16 protein-coding genes and 1 tRNA gene are annotated in these 19,910 nt (G+C 73.6%); 6 read left to right on the plus strand and 11 right to left on the minus strand.

Features of this window, described 5'->3' with window-relative positions; all coding sequences use genetic code 11:
- Positions 1 to 22 precede the first annotated feature (22 nt).
- The 7 genes from ACFVHV_RS29495 to ACFVHV_RS29525 all read right to left on the minus strand — a co-directional run bounded on the left by ACFVHV_RS29495 (position 23) and on the right by ACFVHV_RS29525 (position 7,434).
- The gene (locus ACFVHV_RS29495; protein WP_359908447.1) at positions 23 to 1,015 is read right to left on the minus strand and encodes a hypothetical protein; all 993 of its coding nucleotides are present in this window, start codon (positions 1,013 to 1,015) and stop codon (positions 23 to 25) included.
- A 289-nt stretch (positions 1,016 to 1,304) separates the two neighbouring features.
- Entirely contained in the window at positions 1,305 to 2,639 is a 1,335-nt protein-coding gene (locus ACFVHV_RS29500) for an HD-GYP domain-containing protein (RefSeq protein ID WP_380354963.1), read from the minus strand.
- Positions 2,640 to 2,743: 104 nt separating this feature from the next.
- Positions 2,744 to 4,177 carry an HD-GYP domain-containing protein gene (locus tag ACFVHV_RS29505; RefSeq protein ID WP_359908445.1) on the minus strand — a complete coding sequence of 478 codons (1,434 nt, stop codon included), beginning with the start codon at positions 4,175 to 4,177 and terminating at the stop codon, positions 2,744 to 2,746.
- A gap of 402 nt (positions 4,178 to 4,579) precedes the next feature.
- Positions 4,580 to 4,990, minus strand: coding sequence for a mycothiol system anti-sigma-R factor (rsrA, locus tag ACFVHV_RS29510; protein WP_359908442.1), 411 nt, complete (start codon positions 4,988 to 4,990; stop codon positions 4,580 to 4,582).
- Positions 4,987 to 5,892, minus strand: coding sequence for a sigma-70 family RNA polymerase sigma factor (locus ACFVHV_RS29515; RefSeq protein WP_380354936.1), 906 nt, complete (start codon positions 5,890 to 5,892; stop codon positions 4,987 to 4,989). Before ACFVHV_RS29515 ends, rsrA begins: the two co-directional genes overlap by 4 nt.
- A gap of 130 nt (positions 5,893 to 6,022) precedes the next feature.
- Positions 6,023 to 6,661, minus strand: coding sequence for an alpha/beta family hydrolase (locus ACFVHV_RS29520; RefSeq protein WP_380354938.1), 639 nt, complete (start codon positions 6,659 to 6,661; stop codon positions 6,023 to 6,025).
- Between the two features lie 20 nt (positions 6,662 to 6,681).
- On the minus strand, positions 6,682 to 7,434 hold the full coding sequence (locus ACFVHV_RS29525; protein ID WP_359908437.1) for an SOS response-associated peptidase: 753 nt from the start codon (positions 7,432 to 7,434) through the stop codon (positions 6,682 to 6,684).
- A 149-nt stretch (positions 7,435 to 7,583) separates the two neighbouring features.
- Here ACFVHV_RS29525 and ACFVHV_RS29530 point away from each other — a divergent pair, with 149 nt between their 5' ends.
- The 5 genes from ACFVHV_RS29530 to hisN all read left to right on the plus strand — a co-directional run bounded on the left by ACFVHV_RS29530 (position 7,584) and on the right by hisN (position 12,132).
- Positions 7,584 to 8,309 carry a M50 family metallopeptidase gene (locus ACFVHV_RS29530; protein ID WP_380354941.1) on the plus strand — a complete coding sequence of 242 codons (726 nt, stop codon included), beginning with the start codon at positions 7,584 to 7,586 and terminating at the stop codon, positions 8,307 to 8,309.
- Between the two features lie 65 nt (positions 8,310 to 8,374).
- Positions 8,375 to 9,706 (plus strand): 3-phosphoshikimate 1-carboxyvinyltransferase, encoded by a 1,332-nt coding sequence (gene aroA / locus ACFVHV_RS29535; protein ID WP_359908431.1) that lies wholly within the window; start codon positions 8,375 to 8,377, stop codon positions 9,704 to 9,706.
- A 15-nt stretch (positions 9,707 to 9,721) separates the two neighbouring features.
- Positions 9,722 to 10,774 (plus strand): ribosome small subunit-dependent GTPase A, encoded by a 1,053-nt coding sequence (gene rsgA / locus ACFVHV_RS29540; protein ID WP_359908428.1) that lies wholly within the window; start codon positions 9,722 to 9,724, stop codon positions 10,772 to 10,774.
- A gap of 128 nt (positions 10,775 to 10,902) precedes the next feature.
- Positions 10,903 to 11,226: a multidrug efflux SMR transporter gene (locus ACFVHV_RS29545; RefSeq protein WP_359908425.1), complete on the plus strand. Its 324-nt coding sequence runs from the start codon at positions 10,903 to 10,905 to the stop codon at positions 11,224 to 11,226.
- A gap of 108 nt (positions 11,227 to 11,334) precedes the next feature.
- Entirely contained in the window at positions 11,335 to 12,132 is a 798-nt protein-coding gene (gene hisN, locus ACFVHV_RS29550) for a histidinol-phosphatase (protein WP_359908423.1), read from the plus strand.
- Positions 12,133 to 12,212: 80 nt separating this feature from the next.
- Here hisN and ACFVHV_RS29555 read toward each other — a convergent pair whose 3' ends face one another.
- A complete protein-coding gene (locus tag ACFVHV_RS29555) occupies positions 12,213 to 13,688 on the minus strand; it encodes a catalase (RefSeq protein WP_359908420.1) in 1,476 nt (491 codons plus the stop codon).
- A 104-nt stretch (positions 13,689 to 13,792) separates the two neighbouring features.
- On the opposite strand from ACFVHV_RS29555, the gene ACFVHV_RS29560 reads away from it, so the two are divergent.
- Complete coding sequence (locus tag ACFVHV_RS29560) at positions 13,793 to 14,206, plus strand: Fur family transcriptional regulator (protein WP_380354946.1); 414 nt, start codon at positions 13,793 to 13,795, stop codon at positions 14,204 to 14,206.
- Positions 14,207 to 14,280: 74 nt separating this feature from the next.
- On the opposite strand, the gene ACFVHV_RS29565 is transcribed toward ACFVHV_RS29560, so the two are convergent.
- The 3 genes from ACFVHV_RS29565 to ACFVHV_RS29575 all read right to left on the minus strand — a co-directional run bounded on the left by ACFVHV_RS29565 (position 14,281) and on the right by ACFVHV_RS29575 (position 19,720).
- Positions 14,281 to 16,257 (minus strand): tetratricopeptide repeat protein, encoded by a 1,977-nt coding sequence (locus ACFVHV_RS29565; RefSeq protein ID WP_380354950.1) that lies wholly within the window; start codon positions 16,255 to 16,257, stop codon positions 14,281 to 14,283.
- A gap of 367 nt (positions 16,258 to 16,624) precedes the next feature.
- A tRNA-Met gene (locus ACFVHV_RS29570) sits at positions 16,625 to 16,698 on the minus strand.
- 64 nt (positions 16,699 to 16,762) lie between these two features.
- On the minus strand, positions 16,763 to 19,720 hold the full coding sequence (locus ACFVHV_RS29575) for a UPF0182 family protein (protein ID WP_380354953.1): 2,958 nt from the start codon (positions 19,718 to 19,720) through the stop codon (positions 16,763 to 16,765).
- Between the last annotated feature and the right edge of the window lie 190 nt (positions 19,721 to 19,910).

A 19,910-nucleotide genomic window follows, 5' to 3' on the forward strand; every position in this document is an offset into this window, starting at 1 on the left:
ACGCGTTACCTCACCAGGGTACTCAGCACACTTCTTCGAGATCCCGGTAAGCCCGGCTTCCCGGGGCGGCCGCGACCCAGCGGTCCAGCAGGGTGCGCACCAGGTGGGCCGGTGCGGCGATCCCGCACTCGCGCTCGACCAGCCAGGACATCCCGGCCGCGCCGCCCTGGCTGAGGTGGCTGAGGTGGCCGGGGTGGGCGGCGTCGCCGTCGTCGTGCGGGTCGTGGTGGGCGGCGACGCCGTCGTCGGAGGCCATCCGGCTCTCCGAGCAGGCCCGGCACAGCAGCCGCACCGAGGAGGTCCAGTCCTCGGCCGCGTAGCCGGCGTCGGCGACCAGCCGCTCCAGCGCGTCCCGGTCCCCGGCGGTGGCGGCCTGGAGCAGCACCACGTAGGTCGGCACCGGGGAGGGCGCCCACAGCTCGATCTCGTCGAACACCGGGTAGGCGACGCCGTCGGTGACCCGCTCGCCGTGCGGGGCGCCGTCGTGCAGCACCACCTCGCCCCAGCGGCGGCCGGAGGAGGGCAGCGGGATGGACAGCACCTCGATCCGGGCCGGGTCCAGCCGGCGGCCCCAGACCACCTCGGACTCGCCGTCCGGGGAGAGCCGTACCGGGGTGGTGCCGAGGTCCAGGCTGACCGGGCCGTCCTGCTGCCCGCCGGGGCCGCCGGGCAGCTTCAGCCCGTACGCCTGCCAGGCGCGGCGGGCCAGCGGCCAGTCCTGGAGGGCGGTGGCGGTGATGCCGAGGTTCCACCAGTCCGGGGCGCCGTGCTCGCGGTCCAGCAGGGCGACGGCGCGCAGCCCGGCCGAGCGGGCCTGCTCCCAGTCCCGGCGGAACTTGTGCAGCAGGGCGAGGTTGAACCAGGAGTCGGAGAGCCACGGCTCCAGGTCGGCGGCCATCACCAGCAGCGCGCCGGCGTCCTCGTAGCGGCCGTCGCCGATCAGCGTGAAGGCCCGGTCGGTCGTCTGCCGCCAGGTGGCGGACGGCCGGTGCCGTGCCCGGTGGAAGATCCTCACGTTCGTCCCTGCCGTCGTCGTCCGCTCAAGTCCCGTGCCACCGTGCCCGTACCGCCTCGGACGGTGTTCGGGGCCCGGTGCCCCGGGTCGGTGTTCCACGCTACGACCGCATCCAACCACGCCCGCCCCCGCCCGCGCTCCCCACCGCCGAGGTTGGGGTCCGCCCCTCCCCAGCCTGCCCGTCCGATCCCACCCGCTCAACCCCTGACGGCCGGAACCCGGTTTTCCCGGTCCCGCGACGGCGGCGCACGGCCCGTACCGTGCGAGCCCCGCGCGCCCGGGCCCGCCCTCAGCGACGGGCCTGGCCGCCCACCCTGGCGAGGGCGTCCACCACGCGGGGGTCGTAGACCCGGCCGCGGCCCAGCCGCAGCACCTCCAGGGCCTCCAGCCGCCCGACGGCCTCGCCGACGCCCCGGCCGCGGGCCGACGTGAGCAGGTCGTCGTGGGCGTTGGCGACCCGGATGATCCGGGACGCGAGCGGCACCGGCCCCTCGCCGGGGGCGGGTCCGGTGTACGGGTCGGCCAGCCGGGCGACCTGCTCGGCGACCTGCCGGGGCACTCCGGTGCGGCTGATCACCTCGCTGCCGAGGCGGGCGATCCGCTGCTGCTCGGCGTACGGCAGCAGGGCGGTGGCGCCGTCCGGAACCGGTTCGACCAGGGAGAGCTGGCCGACGTCGTGCATCAGCGCGGCGTACTCCAACAGGGCGAGCTCGCGGGTACCCATACCCAGCTCGCGGCCCAGCGCGCACGCCGTGTCCGCGACCCGGCGCGCGTGCCCGTGCGGGGTGTAGCCGGCCACCTCGGTGGCCCGGGCGAGGCTGGCGATGGTCTGCCCGGTGGTGGCCCGCACGGCGGCGGCGCGCCGGAAGGACACCTGGGCGAGCAGCAGCGGGGTGCAGAACAGCGGCAGCGCCCACAGCCCGACCTCGCCCGCCGCGAGGCTGACCAGCATCCCGGTGGCGACGATCGCCGAGCCGATGCCGAACAGCGAGCGCAGCTCGTCCTCCAGCGCCGCCGGGAACCGCAGCCCGCCGCCGGAGCGGCGCAGCAGCGCCGCCAGGGTCGCGTCGCAGAGCGCGGCCAGCGCGGCGACGGCGGTCAGGAACGCCCCGTACGCCGGGCCCTCGGGCGAGAAGCGGTCGACCGCGCCGCCGTTGTAGAGCGGCTGGAAGACGGCGGCCGCGAAGCCGACGGCGAGCAGCCGGCGGGCGGCGCCGTCGCGGCGGGCCGGGTCGGCCCAGGGCGGACGGCCGGGCGGACGGCCGGGGCCGCCCGGCAGGACGCGGCGCGGCAGGACGAGGCAGGCCAGCCAGCCCAGCAGCAGACCGGCCCCGGTCACCGCGACCACCTGGAGCGTCCCGTGCGCGGTCGGCACTCCGCGCAGCGGCCCGAGCAGCGCGTACGCCAGCGCGCCGGCCGCCCCGATGGGCGCCTGCTCCCGATCCCCCGGAAGGGTGATCCGGACGCACTCGCCGAGCGCGATCAGCGCGGTGAACGCCAGCACGACCCCGGGCTCCGCGACCCCGCGCACCGCGACGGCGCCCAGCGCGAGCACCAGCAGCGCGGCGGCCACCGCGTGCACCGCGCGCGCGGTGCGCCCGCAGGGCGTGCGGCCGAGGAGCACCCGCCGCAGCGCCCGGGGCCCGAACGCCCCCGCTCCGCACACCGCACGCCCGAACACCCCCGCTCCGAGCACCGCACGCCCGGAAGCCGCGCGCCCGGGGGCCCTCACGGCTGCCCGGCCGCGGGGACGCTCCCGCCCTGGGGCGGCACCCGGCCCGGCGCCGCCCGGACCGGCTCGGGCACCCCGAGCGGGATGTCCGGCACCGCCTCGATGCCGTCCTCGGAGTGCACCACCGGCTGCCAGTCGTGCCCGGCCAGCGCGTCGATCAGCGCCCGCACCATCACCGGGTCGAACTGGCTGCCCGAGCAGCGCTCCAGTTCCGTGACCGCCTCGCCGACCGGGCGGCCGCGCCGGTAGGAGCGGGTGGAGGTCATCGAGTCGAAGGCGTCGGCGACCGAGATGATCCGGGCGAACTCGGGGATCCGCTCGCCGGCCAGCCCGCTCGGGTAGCCCCGGCCGTCCATCCGCTCGTGGTGGTGCAGGATTCCGGCGTGCGCCTCGCCGAGGAAGTCGATCCCGCGCACCAGCTCGTACCCGTACACCGGGTGGATCTCCACCGCCCGGCGCTCCGCCTCGGTGAGGGGACCGTTTCTGCGCAGCAGTTCGGTGGCCACCCCGAGCTTGCCGACGTCGTGCAGGATGCCGGCGAAGCGCAGGGTGCGCAGCCGCTCGGCCTCCATGCCGAGCTGAGTGGCGATCAGCACCGAGGCCCGGCCGACCCGTTCGCTGTGGCCCCGGGTGTAGGAGTCCTTGATCTCCACGGCCTGCACCAGCGACTGCACGGTGGCCTGGTGGGCGTCGCGCTCGCGCTGGCCCTGGGCGAACACCCAGGCCGAGATGGACAGCGGCAGCAGGGCGAGCAGCGCCGCGAACGCGCCGTACGGGCCCTGCCAGAGCACCGCGACCATCAGCCCGCCGGCCGCGTGCACCAGCACCGGCAGCCCGCACACCGCGTGCGCCCCGCGCAGCAGCACCCCGGGGCGGCGCCCCTCGCCGAGCATCAGCATCACGCCCACCACCACCCCGTTGACCAGGCAGAACACCGCGACGGCGGCGAATCCCGGCAGCAGCGCGGCCGGGAAGCGGGAGCCGAGCAGCAGCTGCGGGCCGCGCAGCAGGTGGAAGGCGGCCGAGGAGGCGAAGGCGCACAGCGCGAGCTGGGAGCCGTTGAACAGCTGGCGCGGGCGGCAGCCGCGCCCGTTCGGGCCGCCGAGCAGCGCGGCCGGGGCGGCGACCAGGGCGGCGGCGGACGGCGGGAGCATCAGCACCCCGGCGAACAGCACCGGGAAGAAGGCGTTCACCCCGGGCCGGGCCGGCGTCCGCTCGGGCAGCGCGGGCCGGTGCAGCAGCCGGCGCACCAGCACCAGGCAGGGCGTGGGCAGGCCCTGGGCCAGGGACTCCCAGCAGCCGTGCAGGAAGGCCAGCAGCCCGACCTTGGGCCAGTCCACCGGAGCGCCCAGCCAGTGCGGCACCCCGGGGGCGGCCGCGGCGGGCAGCAGCGGCACCAGGCAGCACAGCGCCGCCACCGGGACGGCCACCAGGTAGCGCGCCGCCCCTCGCGGCAGGGTCGATCCTCCACAGTCGGTAGCGATCTCGACCTCCCCGCCGTACGGACCCCGTCTTGCCTCAACGCGTCGGGCGGACCGACGGTGAGTGTCCGTCAGGAGAATAGGCCGCCGTCCGGACATGGGGACGCATGATGGCGCAACGGCGCAGTTGGCGCACCGCCAACTCACTCGAACGAGTGAGGGCGCATGCGAGCGGAACGGGAACGGCCCCGGGAGCACACACTCCCGGGGCCGCTGTCACTCCTTGCCCGACCTGCGCGAACCGTCCGCCCCACCCTCACCGGCGGGCCGGCGGACCACCGTTCCCGGTGGTCGGCCACCCGGCCGCCCGTCGCACGGACGTTCGCCGCGCGGGCGTTCGCCGAGGGGCCGTCACTCCGCCTGGGCGCCGGCCTCGACCGGTGCGCCGGGGCGCTCCGTGGATTCCTGTTCGGCCGCCCCGCCCAGCCCGGGCGCCGGACGGGCCGACTCGGCGTGCACCTCGACGGTGGTCTCCACCGCGACCACCACCTGCTCGCCCGAGCGCTGCCCGGCCCGGATCGAGTCGATCCTGGCCAGCACCTTGCTGCGCAGGTCGGTCGGGGTGTCGTCGCACCCGCAGGAACGCTTGATCAATGCCTTGATCGCCTGCTCCAGCCCGTACTGCTTCAGGCAGGGCGAGCACTCCTCGAAGTGGACGCGCAACTTTGCGCAGTCGCCCTCGGGCATCTCGTTGTCGAGGAATTCATAGAGGTGGTCGAGGACCTCGCCACACTCGGTTTCGTGCGGATCGCCGCAGCTCATGAGCCCGAGCCCTTCGCTTCCTGCCCTGCCCCGCTGCCGGCCGGGACCAGCCCGCGCTCACGGGCGTAATCCTCCAGCATGCCGCGCAGCTGACGACGGCCGCGGTGCAGCCGGGACATCACCGTACCGATGGGAGTACCCATGATGTCCGCGATCTCCTTGTACGCAAAGCCTTCTACGTCCGCGAGATAGACGGCGATCCGGAATTCCTCCGGGATGGCCTGGAGCGCGTCCTTCACATCACTGTCGGGAAGGTGGTCGAGCGCCTGGGTCTCGGCCGAGCGCAGACCGGTCGACATGTGCGACTCGGCCCGGGCCAGCTGCCAGTCCTCGATCTCCTCCGCCGCGGTGCGCTGGGGCTCCCGCTGCTTCTTGCGGTACGAGTTGATGAACGTGTTGGTGAGGATGCGGTACAGCCAGGCCTTGAGGTTCGTGCCCTCGCGGAACTGGTGGAAGGACGCGTACGCCTTCGCGAACGCCTCCTGGAGCAGGTCCTCCGCGTCGGCCGGGTTGCGCGTCATGCGCAGCGCCGCCGAATACATCGGATCCAGGTAGCCCAGGGCGTCGCGCTCGAAGCGCTCCCGCCGGGCCTCCTCGCTCTCCTCCGCCGACACCCGGTAGGTGTCCTCACCGATCGCCTCGGCCAGCTCCTCACCGGTGAGCGCCTCGCCCGCGGGCAGGGCGTCGCCCGGGCCACGGCCCGGATCGGCCTCGTGCTCGGTCCCGACGACCGGACCCACCTCCTCGGCATGACGGGCACGGCCCACGGCGGGCCGCCCAGAAATGGAGGATATCGGGCTGACGGGCTTCTCGCCCGCGTCGAGCCACTCCGACCACGAGGGGGCGAACGCCGTGGTGGCCTCGCGCTCCTCAGGCCGCTCGGGGCACGCGATCGAACCCATCTGCCCTGCCTCTCACACCGGTGACTCGTGCTGACGGACACGACAACCACACCGGCCCCGGCCGCATTCCCGCCCCCCGGGCACCATTCGCTCGCACGAGTGATCGAGCGGAAACTCCCCGCTCACGGCCTCACGCCAGCCGCAGCACCCAGTCCCCCACCGACGAACAGATCAGGTCCAGCACCTCGTCCTGCCCCACCGGCGCCCGCTTGGGCACCTCGAAGCCGTGGCTGCCGTACGGCACCGCCACCAGTTCGTGCCCCTCCGGGAGCTCCGGGAACTCCGCCGGCCCGCCGAACGGGTCCGCCGCGCTCTGCACCACCAGCGTCGGCAGAGCGGACTCCAGCAGCTCCCCGGCCCGGCTCTTCTCCGGCTTGCCCGGAGGGTGCAGCGGGAACGCCAGGGCCACCACCCCGACCGCCCCGGTCGCCGCGCCCGTGCGGCAGGCCACCCGCGCCCCGGCGCTGCGACCGCCCACCACCAGCGGCAGGCCCTGCCCGGCCAGCCGCTCCGCCACCGGCCGCCAGCCGAGGTCCAGCGTCCTCGGCGCCGGGCCGAGCCTGCGGCCCGCCACCCGCCAGGGCTGCTCGACCAGCGCCACGGTGATCCGCCGGGCCGGCAGCTTCCCGGCCAGCGCCACCAGGTCCCGGGCCTCGATCCCGCCGCCCGCGCCGTGGCCGAGCGCCAGCACGGCCACGGGCCGCTCGGCGCGGTGGTAGGTGATCCGGGCCTCCCCGGCCTCGGTGGGGACCAGTTCGGTGGTGCTCATCGCAGTGACTCCAGGAAGGTTCAGAACAGGGTGGTCTCGTACTCGACCTCGGTCCACGGCTCCTTGAGCTCCGGACCGTTGTTGCGGATGCTGCCGACCGCCGGCGACACCGGGGTGGCCAGCAGCGCGCCCGGCGGCGGGGGCACCAGCAGCCGGCGCAGCCCGTCCGGGTCGGTCAGCCGCGGGTCCAGCCACTCGTCCCAGTCCCCCGGGTCCAGGAACAGCGGCATCCGCTCGTGGATCGGCGCCAGCGACTCCTCGGCGTCCGTGGTGACGATCGTGAAGGTCACCAGCCAGGCCTCCGGGTGCCCGGGCGGCACCGCCCGGTTGCGCCAGAACTCGTACAGCCCGGCCAGCGCCAGCGGGGTGCCGTCGGCCCGGGAGACGAAGTACGGCTTCTTGCGGGCCTTTCCGCGCTCCCCCGGCACCGTCTGCCACTCGTAGTAGCCGTCCACCGGCAGGACGCACCGGCGCGCGGCGAAGGCCTGCCGGTACGAGGGCTTCTCGTGCACCGTGTCCGACCGGGCGTTGATCATCTTCACCGCCGTCTCGGCGGAGTTCGACCACTGCGGCACCAGCCCCCAGCGCAGCACCCGCAGCTGCCGCACCGGCCGCGGCCGCTCCCCGCCCAGCCGCTCCAGCACCACGAAGGCGCTGTTGGTCGGCGCGACGTTCCAGTTCGGGTCCAGGGTCTCCGCGGGATCCCAGTGCTCGACGTCGAACAGCTCGACGACGTCCTCGGGCTTGCTGCTGGCTGCGAACCGACCGCACATGCGGGCCAGCTTGCCATGCCACCGGTCCTCAGGACTTGTTCATCCCCGGACCAGAACCACCCGCCGCCTCCCGCCCGTCCCCGCATGGGAGGCTGCCCCGAACGGCCCAACGCGACGGCCCAGTGCGGCGGACGGAGGCGGAGACCCCGATGAACGCGAACGACCTGACCCTCGGCGACCTGTGGAACCAGGTGACCGGCACCCAGACCGCCCCACCCGGCTGGCTGGTCCTGGCCACCGGCGCCGCCGCCCTGCTCACCGTCCTGGCCCGCCCGCTCTGGCACGTCGCCCGCAACGCCGTGACCATCGCCCACGAGGGCGGCCACGGCCTGATCGCCGTGGTCACCCGCCGCAAGCTGGCCGGCATCCGGCTGCACTCGGACACCTCCGGGCTCACCCTCTCCTACGGCCGCCCCACCGGCCCCGGCATGGTCCTCACCGCCGGCGCCGGCTACACCGCCCCCGCGCTTCTCGGCCTCGGCTGCGCCGCCCTGCTCGCCGCCGACCGGATCACCCTGCTGCTCTGGCTGGCGATCGTGCTGCTGCTCGCCCTGCTGCTGCGCATCCGCAACGCCTTCGGCTTCCTCAGCGTGCTGGTCGCCGGCGGCGCCTTCTTCCTGGTCTCGTGGTTCGGCAGCGCCGAGGTCCAGGCCGGCTTCGCCTACCTCGGCTGCTGGTTCCTGCTCTTCGGCGCCGTCCGCCCCGTCCTGGAGCTCCAGCACCAGCGCCGGATCGGCTGGGCCCGCGACTCCGACGCCGACCAGCTCGCCCGGCTCACCCACGTCCCCGCCCTCGCCTGGGTCACCGTCTTCCTGCTCGTCGCCCTCGCCTGCCTCGGCCTCGGCGCCGCCTGGCTGCTCCAGCCGCTGCGGTAGCCGGCCGGGGCGTCCCGCCGCCCGACCGACGAGGGGGCTTCCGCCGCGGCCCCTAGACTTGCCCCATGACCGAGACCCTGTGGCCCGCCCCCGTCGCGACCAGCCCCGTCGACGCCACCGTCACCATCCCCGGCTCCAAGTCGGTCACCAACCGGGCCCTGGTGCTGGCGGCACTCGCCGACGGGCCGGGCTGGGTGCGGCGCCCGCTGCGCAGCCGCGACTCCCAGCTGATGGCCGACGGCCTGCGCGCCCTCGGGGTCACCATCGAGGAGAAGGTCAACAACGACTCCGGCGGCACCGGCGGCGGCGAGGCCTGGCGGGTCATCCCCGCCCCCGCGCTGCTCGGCCCCGCCTCCGTCGACGTCGGCAACGCCGGCACGGTGATGCGCTTCCTGCCGCCGCTCGCCGTCCTCGCCGACGGCCCCGTGCACTTCGACGGCGACCCGCGCTGCTACGAGCGCCCCCAGCACGGTGTGATCAACGCCCTGCGCGCGCTCGGCGCCCGGATCGAGGACGGCGGCCGGGGCGCCTTCCCGCTCACCGTGCACGGCACCGGCTCGCTGGACGGCGGCCCGGTCGAGCTGGACGCCTCCTCCTCGTCCCAGTTCGTCTCCGCCCTGCTGCTCTCCGGGGCCCGCTACAACCACGGCATCGAGGTCCGCCACGTCGGCGGCCCGGTCCCGTCGCTGCCGCACATCCGGATGACCGTGGAGATGCTGCGACTGGCCGGCGCCCAGGTCGACGCCCCCGAGGACGGCGGCGAGAAGGACGTCTGGCGGGTCACCCCCGGCGCCCTGCTCGGCCGCGACCTGGTGGTCGAGCCGGACCTCTCCAACGCCGCGCCGTTCTTCGCCGCCGCCCTGGTCACCGGAGGTCGGGTCACCGTGCGGGACTGGCCCAGGCACACCACCCAGCCCGGGGACCAGCTGCGCGAGATCTACACCCGGATGGGCGGCGCCTGCGAGTTCACCGACGAGGGCCTGCAGTTCACCGGCACCGGCCGGATCCACGGCATCGAGGCCGACCTGCACGACGTCGGCGAGCTCACCCCGGTGATCGCCGCCGTCGCCGCGCTGGCCGACTCCGAGTCCCACCTGTACGGCATCGCCCACCTGCGCCTGCACGAGACCGACCGGCTCGCCGCGCTCGCCAAGGAGATCAACGACCTGGGCGGCGACGTCACCGAGACCGAGGACGGCCTGCGGATCCGCCCGCGCCCGCTGCACAGCGGCATCTTCCACACCTACGAGGACCACCGCCTCGCCACCGCCGCCGCCGTGCTCGGCCTCGCCGTGCCCGGCGTCGAGGTCGAGAACGTCGCCACCACCGCCAAGACCCTGCCCGACTTCCCCGGGATGTGGTCCGAGCTGCTCGGCGAAGCGGCGGCGGGCGCCTGAGCGGAGACTGAACACATGCGCCGCTACGGCAAGGACGCCGACGAGGACGACATCCGCAACCGCCCCGCCCGCCGGGGCTCCCGGCCGCGGACCCGGATCCGGCCCAAGCACGAGGACGCCGCCGAGGCGATGGTGCTGACCATCGACCGCGGTCGGATCACCTGCCTGGTCGACCCGGGAACGAAGCAGGAACGCGAGGTCGTCGCCATGAAGGCCCGCGAGCTGGGCCGCAAGGGCGTCGTCGTCGGCGACGTGGTCAACCTGGTCGGCGACCTCACCGGGGACGCCGACACCCTCGCCCGGATCGTCCGGGTCGAGGAGCGCACCTCGGTGCTGCGCCGCACCGCGGACGACGACGACCCGTACGAGCGGATCGTGGTCGCCAACGCCGAGCAGCTGGCCATCGTCACCGCCCTGGCCGATCCGGAGCCGCGCCCCCGACTGATCGACCGCTGCCTGGTGGCGGCGTACGACGCGGGCATGGAGCCGCTGCTGGTGCTCACCAAGTCGGACCTCGCGCCGGCCTCGACGCTGCTGGAGACCTACGCGCCGCTGGGCATCGAGTACGTGGTCACCCGCCGCGACGAGCTGGAGACCACCGGCGCCGAGGCCGTCCGGGAGCACCTGCGCGGCCTGTCCACGGTCTTCATCGGCCACTCCGGCGTCGGCAAGACCACCCTGGTCAACGCGCTCGTCCCGGACCGCCGGCGACAGACCGGGCACGTCAACGCCGTCACCGGCCGCGGCCGGCACACCACCGTCTCCGCGCTGGCGCTGCGCCTGCCCCCGCCGCCCGGCGCCAAGCCCGGCTCGAAGAAGGCGCTGAACCCCGGCTGGGTGATCGACACTCCCGGCTTCCGCTCGTTCGGCCTCTCGCACATCGATCCGTCCCGGGTCATCCTCGCCTTCCCCGACCTGGAGGCCGGCACCGTCGACTGCCCGCGCGCGTGCAGCCACGACGAGCCGGACTGCGCGCTGGACGCCTGGGTCGCCGAGGGCCACGCCGAGGCGGCCCGGCTCTACTCGCTGCGCCGTCTGCTGGCCAGCAAGGACGGCGAGGCCGACTGAGTCCGGCCGTCCACGGCCCGTCGGCGGGGTTGGTGGCCCGTTCGAGGTGTCGGAGCGGGCCCACCTGGCGATCATAGGAAAGTCGGGCCGTATGCGGTCCGCCCGTCGATCGACAGGGAGGGCACGCGATGGCATGGGCCCTGGTGGTCCTGGCCGGCCTGCTGGAGACCGGCTTCGCGATCAACCTCAAGCTCAGCGAGGGCTTCACCAAGCTCTGGCCCACCATCAGCTTCTGCGTGTTCGCCCTCGGCAGCTTCGGCCTGCTCACCCTCTCGCTGAAGACCCTTCCGGTCGGCCCCGCCTACGCGGTGTGGACGGGCATCGGCGCGGCCGGCACCGCGATCTACGGCATGCTCTTCCTCGGCGAGAGCTCCTCGGTGCTCAAGCTGGTCTCGATCTCGCTGGTGATCGCCGGTGTCATCGGCCTCCAGCTCAGCGGCACGACCCACTGAGCGGCCCGGCGCGCGGAGCCGCCCGGCACGCGGAGCGCCCGCACCCGCTCCGGGCCGCTCCGCGAGCCCGGCTGTGCCGATCGGGGGAGGCTCGCTAGGGTTTCGGGCATGGCCGATTACCACGACGACCTCCGACTCGCCCATGTCCTCGCCGACTCGGCCGACTCGGTCACCCTGGATCGCTTCCGCGCCCTCGACCTGAAGATCGAGACCAAGCCCGACCTCACCCCGGTGAGCGACGCCGACAAGGCCGCCGAGGAGCTCGTGCGCAGCGTGCTCCAGCGCGCCCGTCCGCGCGACGCCGTCCTCGGCGAGGAGTTCGGTCTCCAGGGCTCGGGCCCGCGCCGCTGGGTGATCGACCCGATCGACGGCACCAAGAACTACATCCGCGGCGTCCCGGTCTGGGCCACCCTGATCGCCCTGCTGGAGGACGGCCCGGACGGCGTCGAGCGCCCGGTGGTCGGCATCGTCTCCGCCCCCGCGCTGCAGCGCCGCTGGTGGGCGGCCAAGGGCCTGGGCGCGTTCGGCGGCCGCAGCCTGACCAAGGCCTCCCGGCTGCGGGTCTCCGGTGTCTCCCGGATCGAGGACGCGTCCTTCTCCTACTCCTCGCTCAGCGGCTGGGAGGAGCGCGGCCGCCTCGACCCGTTCCTGGACCTCACCCGCGCCTGCTGGCGCACCCGCGCGTACGGTGACTTCTGGTCCTACATGATGGTCGCCGAGGGCGCCGTCGACATCGCCGCCGAGCCCGAGCTGTCGCTGTGGGACATGGCGGCCAACTGCATCATCGTCGAGGAGGCCGGCGGCCGCTTCACCGGCCTGGACGGCGTCCCCGGCCCCGGCGGCGCCGACGCCGTCGCCTCCAACGGCCTGCTGCACGAGGAGGCCCTGCGCCGGCTCTCCGTCTGACCCGGCCGGCCCGAGCGTGGTCGCGGCCCCCCGACCAGTGGGAGCTGGTCGGGGGGCCGCCGCCGTTCCCGGTCCGGTGACTACCGCTTGCGCAGCTCCCGGACCGCCGCGTCCAGCCGCTGCCCGAAGTCGGCGTCGGCCTTGCGGAAGTTGTCGACCGCCCGCTCCACGATGTCCTCGCGGTCGGCGGAGACCTTGGCGATGAAGCCCGCCAGGTTGCCGATCAGGCGCTGCTTCTCCTCCTCGGAGAACAGCCGGTACAGATCGCCGGCCTGCACGAAGTCGTCGTCCTCGGCGTGCGAGGGCGCGGCGTGGGTGCCGGTGGGGCCGTCGACGGCGGTCGCGGCCCACAGCGGACGGCCGGTCTGCACCGGGCCGCCGAAGCTGTTCGGCTCGTAGTTCTTCTGCCGGCCGTGGCGGCCGTCGTACAGGTGGCCGTCGCGGCTGTTGGTGCGGGCCTCGGTGGCGTGCGGACGGTTCACCGGCAGGTGGTCGGCGTTGATGCCGACCCGGTAGCGGTGGGCGTCGGCGTACGCGAACAGGCGGCCCTGGAGCATCTTGTCCGGGGACGGGCCGATGCCGGGCACGAAGTGCGCCGGGGAGAACACCGACTGCTCGACCTCGGCGAAGACGTTGTCGGGGTTGCGGTTGAGCTCCAGCTTCCCGATCTCGATCGGCGGGTAGTCGGCGTGCGGCCAGACCTTGGTCAGGTCGAAGGGGTTGAAGCGGTAGTTCGCCGCGTCGGCCGCCGGCATGATCTGGACCTGCACCGTCCAGCTGGGGAACTCGCCGCGCTCGATCGACTCGCGCAGGTCGCGCTGGTGGCTGTCCGGGTCCTCGCCGGCGAGGGTGTTGGCCTCGGCCTGGGCGAGGTTGCGGATGCCCTGGTCGGTCTTGAAGTGGTACTTGACCCAGAAGTGCTCGCCGGCCTCGTTCTGCCACTGGTAGGTGTGCGAGCCGTAGCCGTTCATGTGCCGGTACGAGGCGGGGATGCCGCGGTCGCCGAACAGCCAGGTCACCTGGTGGGTGGCCTCGGGCGACAGGCCCCAGAAGTCCCAGACGTTGTCCGCCTCCTGGGAGCCGGTGTACGGGTCGCGCTTCTGGGTGTGGATGAAGTCGGGGAACTTGATGGCGTCCTTGATGAAGAACACCGGGGTGTTGTTGCCGACGAGGTCGTAGTTGCCCTCCTCGGTGTAGAACTTCAGCGCGAAGCCGCGGGGGTCGCGCACCGCGTCGGCCGCGCCGAGGTTGCCCGCCACGGTGGAGAAGCGCAGGAACGTCTCGGTCTGCTTGCCGACCTCGGAGAGGAACGCCGCCCGGGTCCAGGGCGTCACGTCGGCGGTCACGGTGAAGGTGCCGTACGCACCGGCGCCGCGGGCGTGCACCACGCGCTCCGGGATCCGCTCGCGGTTGAAGTGCGCGAGCTTCTCGAACAGCAGCTGGTCCTGGATGAGCGCCGGGCCCCCGACGCCCGCCGTCTCGGTGTTCTGGTTGTCGGCGACGGGGGCACCCGCCTCCGTGGTCAGGGTCGGGCGCTGCTCGTCCTGGATCGTCATGGGAGTGCCTCCGCGGTGTCCGGTCGTGATGACACGATCCTAACTTGGACTTTGTCCAAGTCAATACTGGAACCAATCTCGGAGCTTGACCTACTCTGGATGGCATGAGCGACCTGCTGGAGAGACTGCGCGCACGGGGCTGGCGGCTGACCTCGCAACGCCGGGTCGTGGCCGAGGTCCTGGACGGCGACCACGTGCACCTCACCGCCGACGAGGTGCACGCCCGCGCGGCGGCCCGGCTGCCGGAGATCAGCCGCGCCACCGTCTACAACACGCTCGGCGAACTCGTCACCCTCGGCGAGGTCCTGGAGGTCGCCACCGACGGCCGCGCCAAGCGCTACGACCCCAACGCGCACCGCGCCCACCAGCACCTGATCTGCTCGGGCTGCGGCGCGATCCGCGACGTCCACCCGCAAGGCGACCCGCTCGCCGCCCTCCCCGCCGCCGAGCGCTTCGGCTTCGCCGTCACCGCCGCCGAGGTCACCTACCGCGGCCTGTGCCCGAACTGCCGCCCCTGATCAGGGAGTTGCACTGATCAGGGGGTTGCGCCGACCGGCGGGACAAGCGGATCGGGAGCCGCCCGATTCGGGGGCTACGCGCTCAACTCGGCGTTCAGCGCGCCCAGCAGCCGCCCGGCCCGTTCGGCCACCTCGGCCGGCCCCGAGTCGATCGCCCGCCGGCACCAGTTCTCCGCCTGCATCGGCTCCCCGCGGCGCAGTGCCAGCAGCGCCAGCCGCAGCGCCGCCCGGCCGTGCCCGGCGTCGGCGGCCCGGGTGTACCAGAGCATCGCCTCGGCCTCGCTGTCCTGCCGGGCCAGCAGCAGCCCCAGGTTGAACGCGGCGCTGCGGCTGCCCGCCTCGGCGGCCCGCCGGTACCAGCTCTCCGCGATCTCCAGTGCCCCGCGCTCGGCCGCCCGCACGCCCATCCGCACCTGCGCCCGGCGGTGCCCGGCGTCGGCGGCCAGCGCGTACCAGTGCTCGGCCTCGGCGTCCGCGTCCCCGCGCCGGTCCAGCAGCGAGGCCAGCCGGAACGCGCCCTCGGCCGAGCCTCCGGCCGCCGCCTGCCGATAGCGCTGCAGCGCCCCGGCCAGGTTGCCGCGCTGCTCCTGGACGACCGCGAGCTGCAGGGCCGCCTCGCCGTGCCCCTCGGCCGCGGCGCGCGCGTACCACTCCTGGGCCTGCTGCTGCTCGCCGCGCCCGGCGTGCAGCACGCCGAGGTTGAACGCGCCGTCCACGCTGCCGGCCTCGGCCGCCTTGGAGAACCAGGGCTGGGCGCCGGACTCGTCGCCGCGCTGCAGCAGCACCACGGCCAGCGCGTTGCAGGCCTCCCGGTGCCCGGCGTACGCGGCCCGCCGGTACCACTGCTCGGCCTGCTGCTCGCGGCCGGTGCCGGCGCAGAGCAGGCCCAGGTTGAAGGCGCCGTTCTGGTCGCCCGCGTCGAGTGCGGCGCGGTACCAGCGCTCGGCCGCGGCGGCCTCGCCGCGGCTCGCGTGCAGCGCGCCGAGGGCGTTGGCGGCGTTGCCGTCCCCGGCCTCGGCGGCCTCCTGCCACCACTCGGCGGCGGCCGCCACGTCCCCGGAGTCGCGCAGCAGGAAGCCCAGCGCGCAGGCCGCGCGCGGCTCCCCGTTCTGCGCGGCCTGCCGGTACCAGCGGGCCGCCTCCTCCAGCAGCGACTGGTCGGTGCGGGCGCGCTCCTCCAGCAGCACGCCCAGGCGCAGCGCGGCGCGGGCGTGGCTGCGGGCGGCGGCGGTGCGGTACCAGGTCTCGGCGGTCTCCTTGTCCCCGGCGGCCTCGCGCATCCGGGCCAGCCGGTAGGAGGCCTCCCGGTGCCCGGCGTCGGCGGAGACCTTGAACCAGCGCTCGGCGCGCACGTCCCGCCGGTGCTCCATCAGGTCGCCCAGGGCGTACGCGCCCAGCGGGTGGCCGTGGTCGGCGGCGAAGTGCAGCCAGTACTCGGCGGCCTCCTCCTCGCCCTGGTCGCGCAGTTGCAGCCCGAGCGCGTGCGCGGCCGGCGCGCTGCCGGCCACGGCGGCCTGGCGCCACCACTGGCCGGCCTCGGCGCGGTGGCCCTGCTGGTGCAGCAGCACGCCGAGGTTGTTGGCGGCGGCGCGCACCCCGGCGGCCGCGGCGGCGCGCAGGTAGGACTCGGCGTCCTCCAGTTCGCCGCGGCGCAGCAGCAGGGTGCCGAGCCGGCAGGCGGCGTCCGGGTCGCCGCCGTCGGCGGCCTGCCGGTGGCGGGCCTCCAGCGCGGCGGACTCGCGGGCGGCGAGGGCGGTCTCGAAGCTGGTCGAGTCGAGGCCGGCCGGGTCGAGCGCCGCGCCGGCGACCGGCTCCCCGCCGGGCTGTTCGCCGTACGCGCCGACGGCGGCGGCGAACTGACGGGTCGACACGTGGACCAGGCTGTCGGGTCCGCAGCCGGGGGCCGGGGAACGCTCGGACAGTCCGCTGGTGCGCTGGGCCGGCAGGGCTCCGGGGTGGGCGGCGGTGCTCTCGGGGCTCTCCGCCCAGGCGTCGGTGTCCGCCTCGACGGCCGCCGCGGACTTGGCGCCTGACTTGCCGATCAGCCTCATGCCGACTCCCGCTCCCCCAGAGTGTCGCGGCATCGTGCCCCGGCGTGCGACCGGGAGGACTCCCGGGGGAGGCGCCGGACCCGACGGCCGGTCAGCGGCCGTGCACCGTCCCCCATGTGTCCCATCGTCGCATCACCCAGTACCCGCGTACACCTGCCCCGGCCGAATTCCGGCGGGGCTGACCCGAAGCCGACGAAATTGCTTCGGCGCTTTGTCGATTTCCCGACACTCCAACCCCACAAACCCCGCTGCCGTCGTCCTTGGCGACGGTCGATACTACCGGAGCGGTTCCCGCCGCTTCCGGGCGAGAACGGAACGGGAAACACCAGAGGCCCGGAGGAAGAATCCTCCGGGCCTCTGGCCTTTGTAGCGGGGACAGGATTTGAACCTGCGACCTCTGGGTTATGAGCCCAGCGAGCTACCGAGCTGCTCCACCCCGCGTCGGTGGTTGAACCATAGCACGGTCGCGGGGTGGAACGGAAAACGGTTGCCGCAGCTCAGCGGGCTACGGCTGCGGGCTGGGCGATCCGCCGCCGGTGGCACCCGGGGCGGGAGTGCCGCCCGGGGCGGGCGCCGGGCTGCCGCCGCGGGCCGCCTCGGCGGCCTTCAGCGCGTCGCCGAGCGCCTTCTGGGCGTTGCCGTAGGCCACCCAGTCGCCGTTCTTGAACGCGGTCTGGCTGTCGTTGTACGCCTTCCCCGCGTCCGAGAGCGCCTTCTGGAGCTCCGGCGAGATCGTCCCGCCCGGCGCCGGCGCGGTGGGCGTCGTCGGGTTGGTCGGGGTCGTCCCGGTGCCCGGGTTGGACGGCACGGTCGGGGTGGTCGACGGGGGCGTCCCGCCGAACACCTTCTTCAGCGCGGCCTCCAGGGTGTCCTCGAACGCCACGTTGTCGTCCCCGTACACCGCCAGGACCTTCTGCATCGTCGGGTACTTGGCGCCGCGTCCGCGCACGTACACCGGCTCGATGTTGAGCAGTCCGCCGCCGACCGGCAGGGTCAGCAGGTTGCCGTACTCCAGCTCGGCGTCCCCGCCGCTCTTCAGCGCGAAGATCTGGTTGGCCACCTCCTGGCGGGAGTTGAACTTCGACTGCACCAGGCCGGGGCCGGGGGCGCCGCTCTCGCCCGTCATCTTCAGGATGCGGATCTTCCCGTAGTCGTCCCCCGGGTCCGCGTTGACGGCCATGAAGGCCGCCAGGTTGGGCCGCTGGTTGGGCACGAAGGTGCTGGTGAGCGAGAAGCTCGCGGTGCTGGTGTCCGGCATCCGCACCGTCACGTAGTACGGCGGCTGGACCTGCTTGGTGTCGCTGGTCGGGTCCACCGGGACCTGCCAGATGTCACTGCCGTTGAAGAAGGAGTTGGCGTCGGTGACGTGGTACTGGCCGAGCAGGTCGCGCTGCACCTTGAACATGTCCTGCGGGTAGCGCAGGTGCGGCAGCAGGCCCTGCGGGATGTCCGCCTTGGGCTCGACGGTGCCGGGGAAGGCCTTCATCCAGGTCTTCAGGACCGGGTCCTTGTCGTCCCACTGGTAGAGCTTCACCTCGCCGGTGTAGGCGTCCACCGTGGCCTTGACCGAGTTGCGGATGTAGTTGACCTGGTTGGCGACGGTCAGCAGCTCACCGCGCTGGTTGGTCAGCGAGTCCTTGGTGGCGGCGCCCAGCGTCGTCTTCGAGGAGAACGGGAAGCCGTCCGAGGTGGTGTAGCCGTCCAGCACCCAGAGCACCCGGCCGTCCTGCACCACCGGGTACGGGTCGGCGTCGATCGACAGCCACGGCGCGACCTTCTCCACCCGCTCCTTGGGCGTCCGGTTGTAGATCACCTTGGCGCCGTCGGTGATCGCCCCCGCGTAGAGGATCTGCGGCTCGCTGAAGCGCACCGCGTACGCGGCCCGGGTCAGCGGGTTGTCCAGCGAGACCCCGCTGCCGCCGGAGTAGGTGTACTCGGCGTTCTGGCCGGTCTTGGGATCGGTGTAGTCGATCTCCTTGTTGGCCCCGCCGACGATCGAGTAGGTGGTGGTCTTCTCGCCGTAGTAGATCCGCTGCTGGTAGTCGCCCAGCGTGCCGGTGGCCGGCAGGCCCGACTCGGTGAACACCGGCTGGCCCTTGTCGTCGACCTGGTTGCCCTTGGCGGCCACCGCGCCGTAGCCGTGGGTGTACTTGAAGTGGTCGTTGATCCAGTTGCGCTGCACGCCGTTGAGGTCGAGCTCGCGCAGGCCGATCACGCTGTCCTGCTTGCCCTGCCCGGTGCCGTAGCGGTCCACGTCCAGCGTGCTCGGGAAGGCGTAGTAGTTGCGCTGCTGCTCCAGCGACTGGAACGTCGGCGAGACGACGTTCGGGTCCAGCAGCCGGATGTCCGCGACGGTCTGCGCGTCCGGCTTGAGCGCGTCGGCGTTGGTGGTGCCCTGCGGGGTGTACTGGGTGGTCTGCGCGTCCGCGATGCCGTACGCCTGGCGGGTGGCGTCGATGTTCTTCTGGATGTACGGCGTCTCCTTGGCCTGCTCGTTCGGCTTGACCTGGAACTGCTGCACGATCGCCGGGTACAGCCCGCCGATCAGCACCGCCGACAGCACCATCAGCCCCAGGCCGATCAGGGCCGGGGCCCAGGTGCGGCGGATCGGGGTCAGGAAGAACAGCACCGCGCAGATGATCGCGACGAAGAACAGGATGGTCTTGGCCGGCAGGAACGCGTTGGCGTCCACGTAGCGCAGGCCGGTCCAGCCCGAGACGCCCTTGTACGAGCCGGTCTTCACCGCCAGCGCGTACCGGTCCAGCCAGTACGCGACGGCCTTCAGCAGCACGAACACGCCCAGCAGCACCGCCAGGTGCCCCTGCGCGCCCACGCTCGCCCGGCGGCCCGGGCCCTGCAGCCGCAGCCCGCCGTACAGGTAGTGCACCAGCGCCGAGGTCAGCAGCGAGACGATCACCGCGCTGAACGCGAAGCCCAGCACGAACTCGTAGAACGGCAGGTCGAAGGCGTAGAAAGAGACGTCCATGCCGAACTGCGAGTCCTTCTCACCGAAGGAGGTCGAGTTCGTCCACATCAGCCAGGTCCGCCACTGCCCGGAGGCGGCGGCGCCGGCCACCAGGCCGATCACCAGCGAGATGCCGATCAGCGCCCAGCGCTTGAACGGCGCCAGGCCGGCCCGGTAGCGGTCCAGGCTCTGCTGCTCCACCGACATCGCCGACAGCGGCGGCCGCAGCCGGTGCGCCAGCCAGATGTTGAAGCCGACGATCACCGCCATCAGCAGCCCGAACACCGCGAACAGGCCGGTCTTCGTCCACAGCTGGGTGGTGAACACCGAGGAGAAGTGGACCGACTTGAACCACAGCCAGTCCGTCCAGAAGCCCGCGAACATGACGAACAGCAGGAAGAGCACCGCGAGCACGCCCAGGGTCAGCAGGGCCACCCGCGCTCGCCGGGAGGGCGGGCCTACCCTGCGCCGGAAACCCGGCTCTGAGCGTTCGGGCATCTGGAAGACCACGGTGGCACCTCGGCTGTGTCGTCTGAATGGGTCGGTCGTCAGAGAAACTTAACCAGGCTTTGGTCGAGTTCCCACCGTTAGCAGACGGTTACGACGCCGGTCCGCCCCCGGCCGTCCCGGCCGCGGTTCCGGCGGCCCTCCGGGCGGCCCCCGCGGCGGTCGTCGCGGCGCCCCTGCC

Origin of the sequence: Kitasatospora sp. NPDC127116, assembly GCF_042677365.1 — a bacterium.
Lineage (GTDB): Bacteria > Actinomycetota > Actinomycetes > Streptomycetales > Streptomycetaceae > Kitasatospora > Kitasatospora lactacystinica.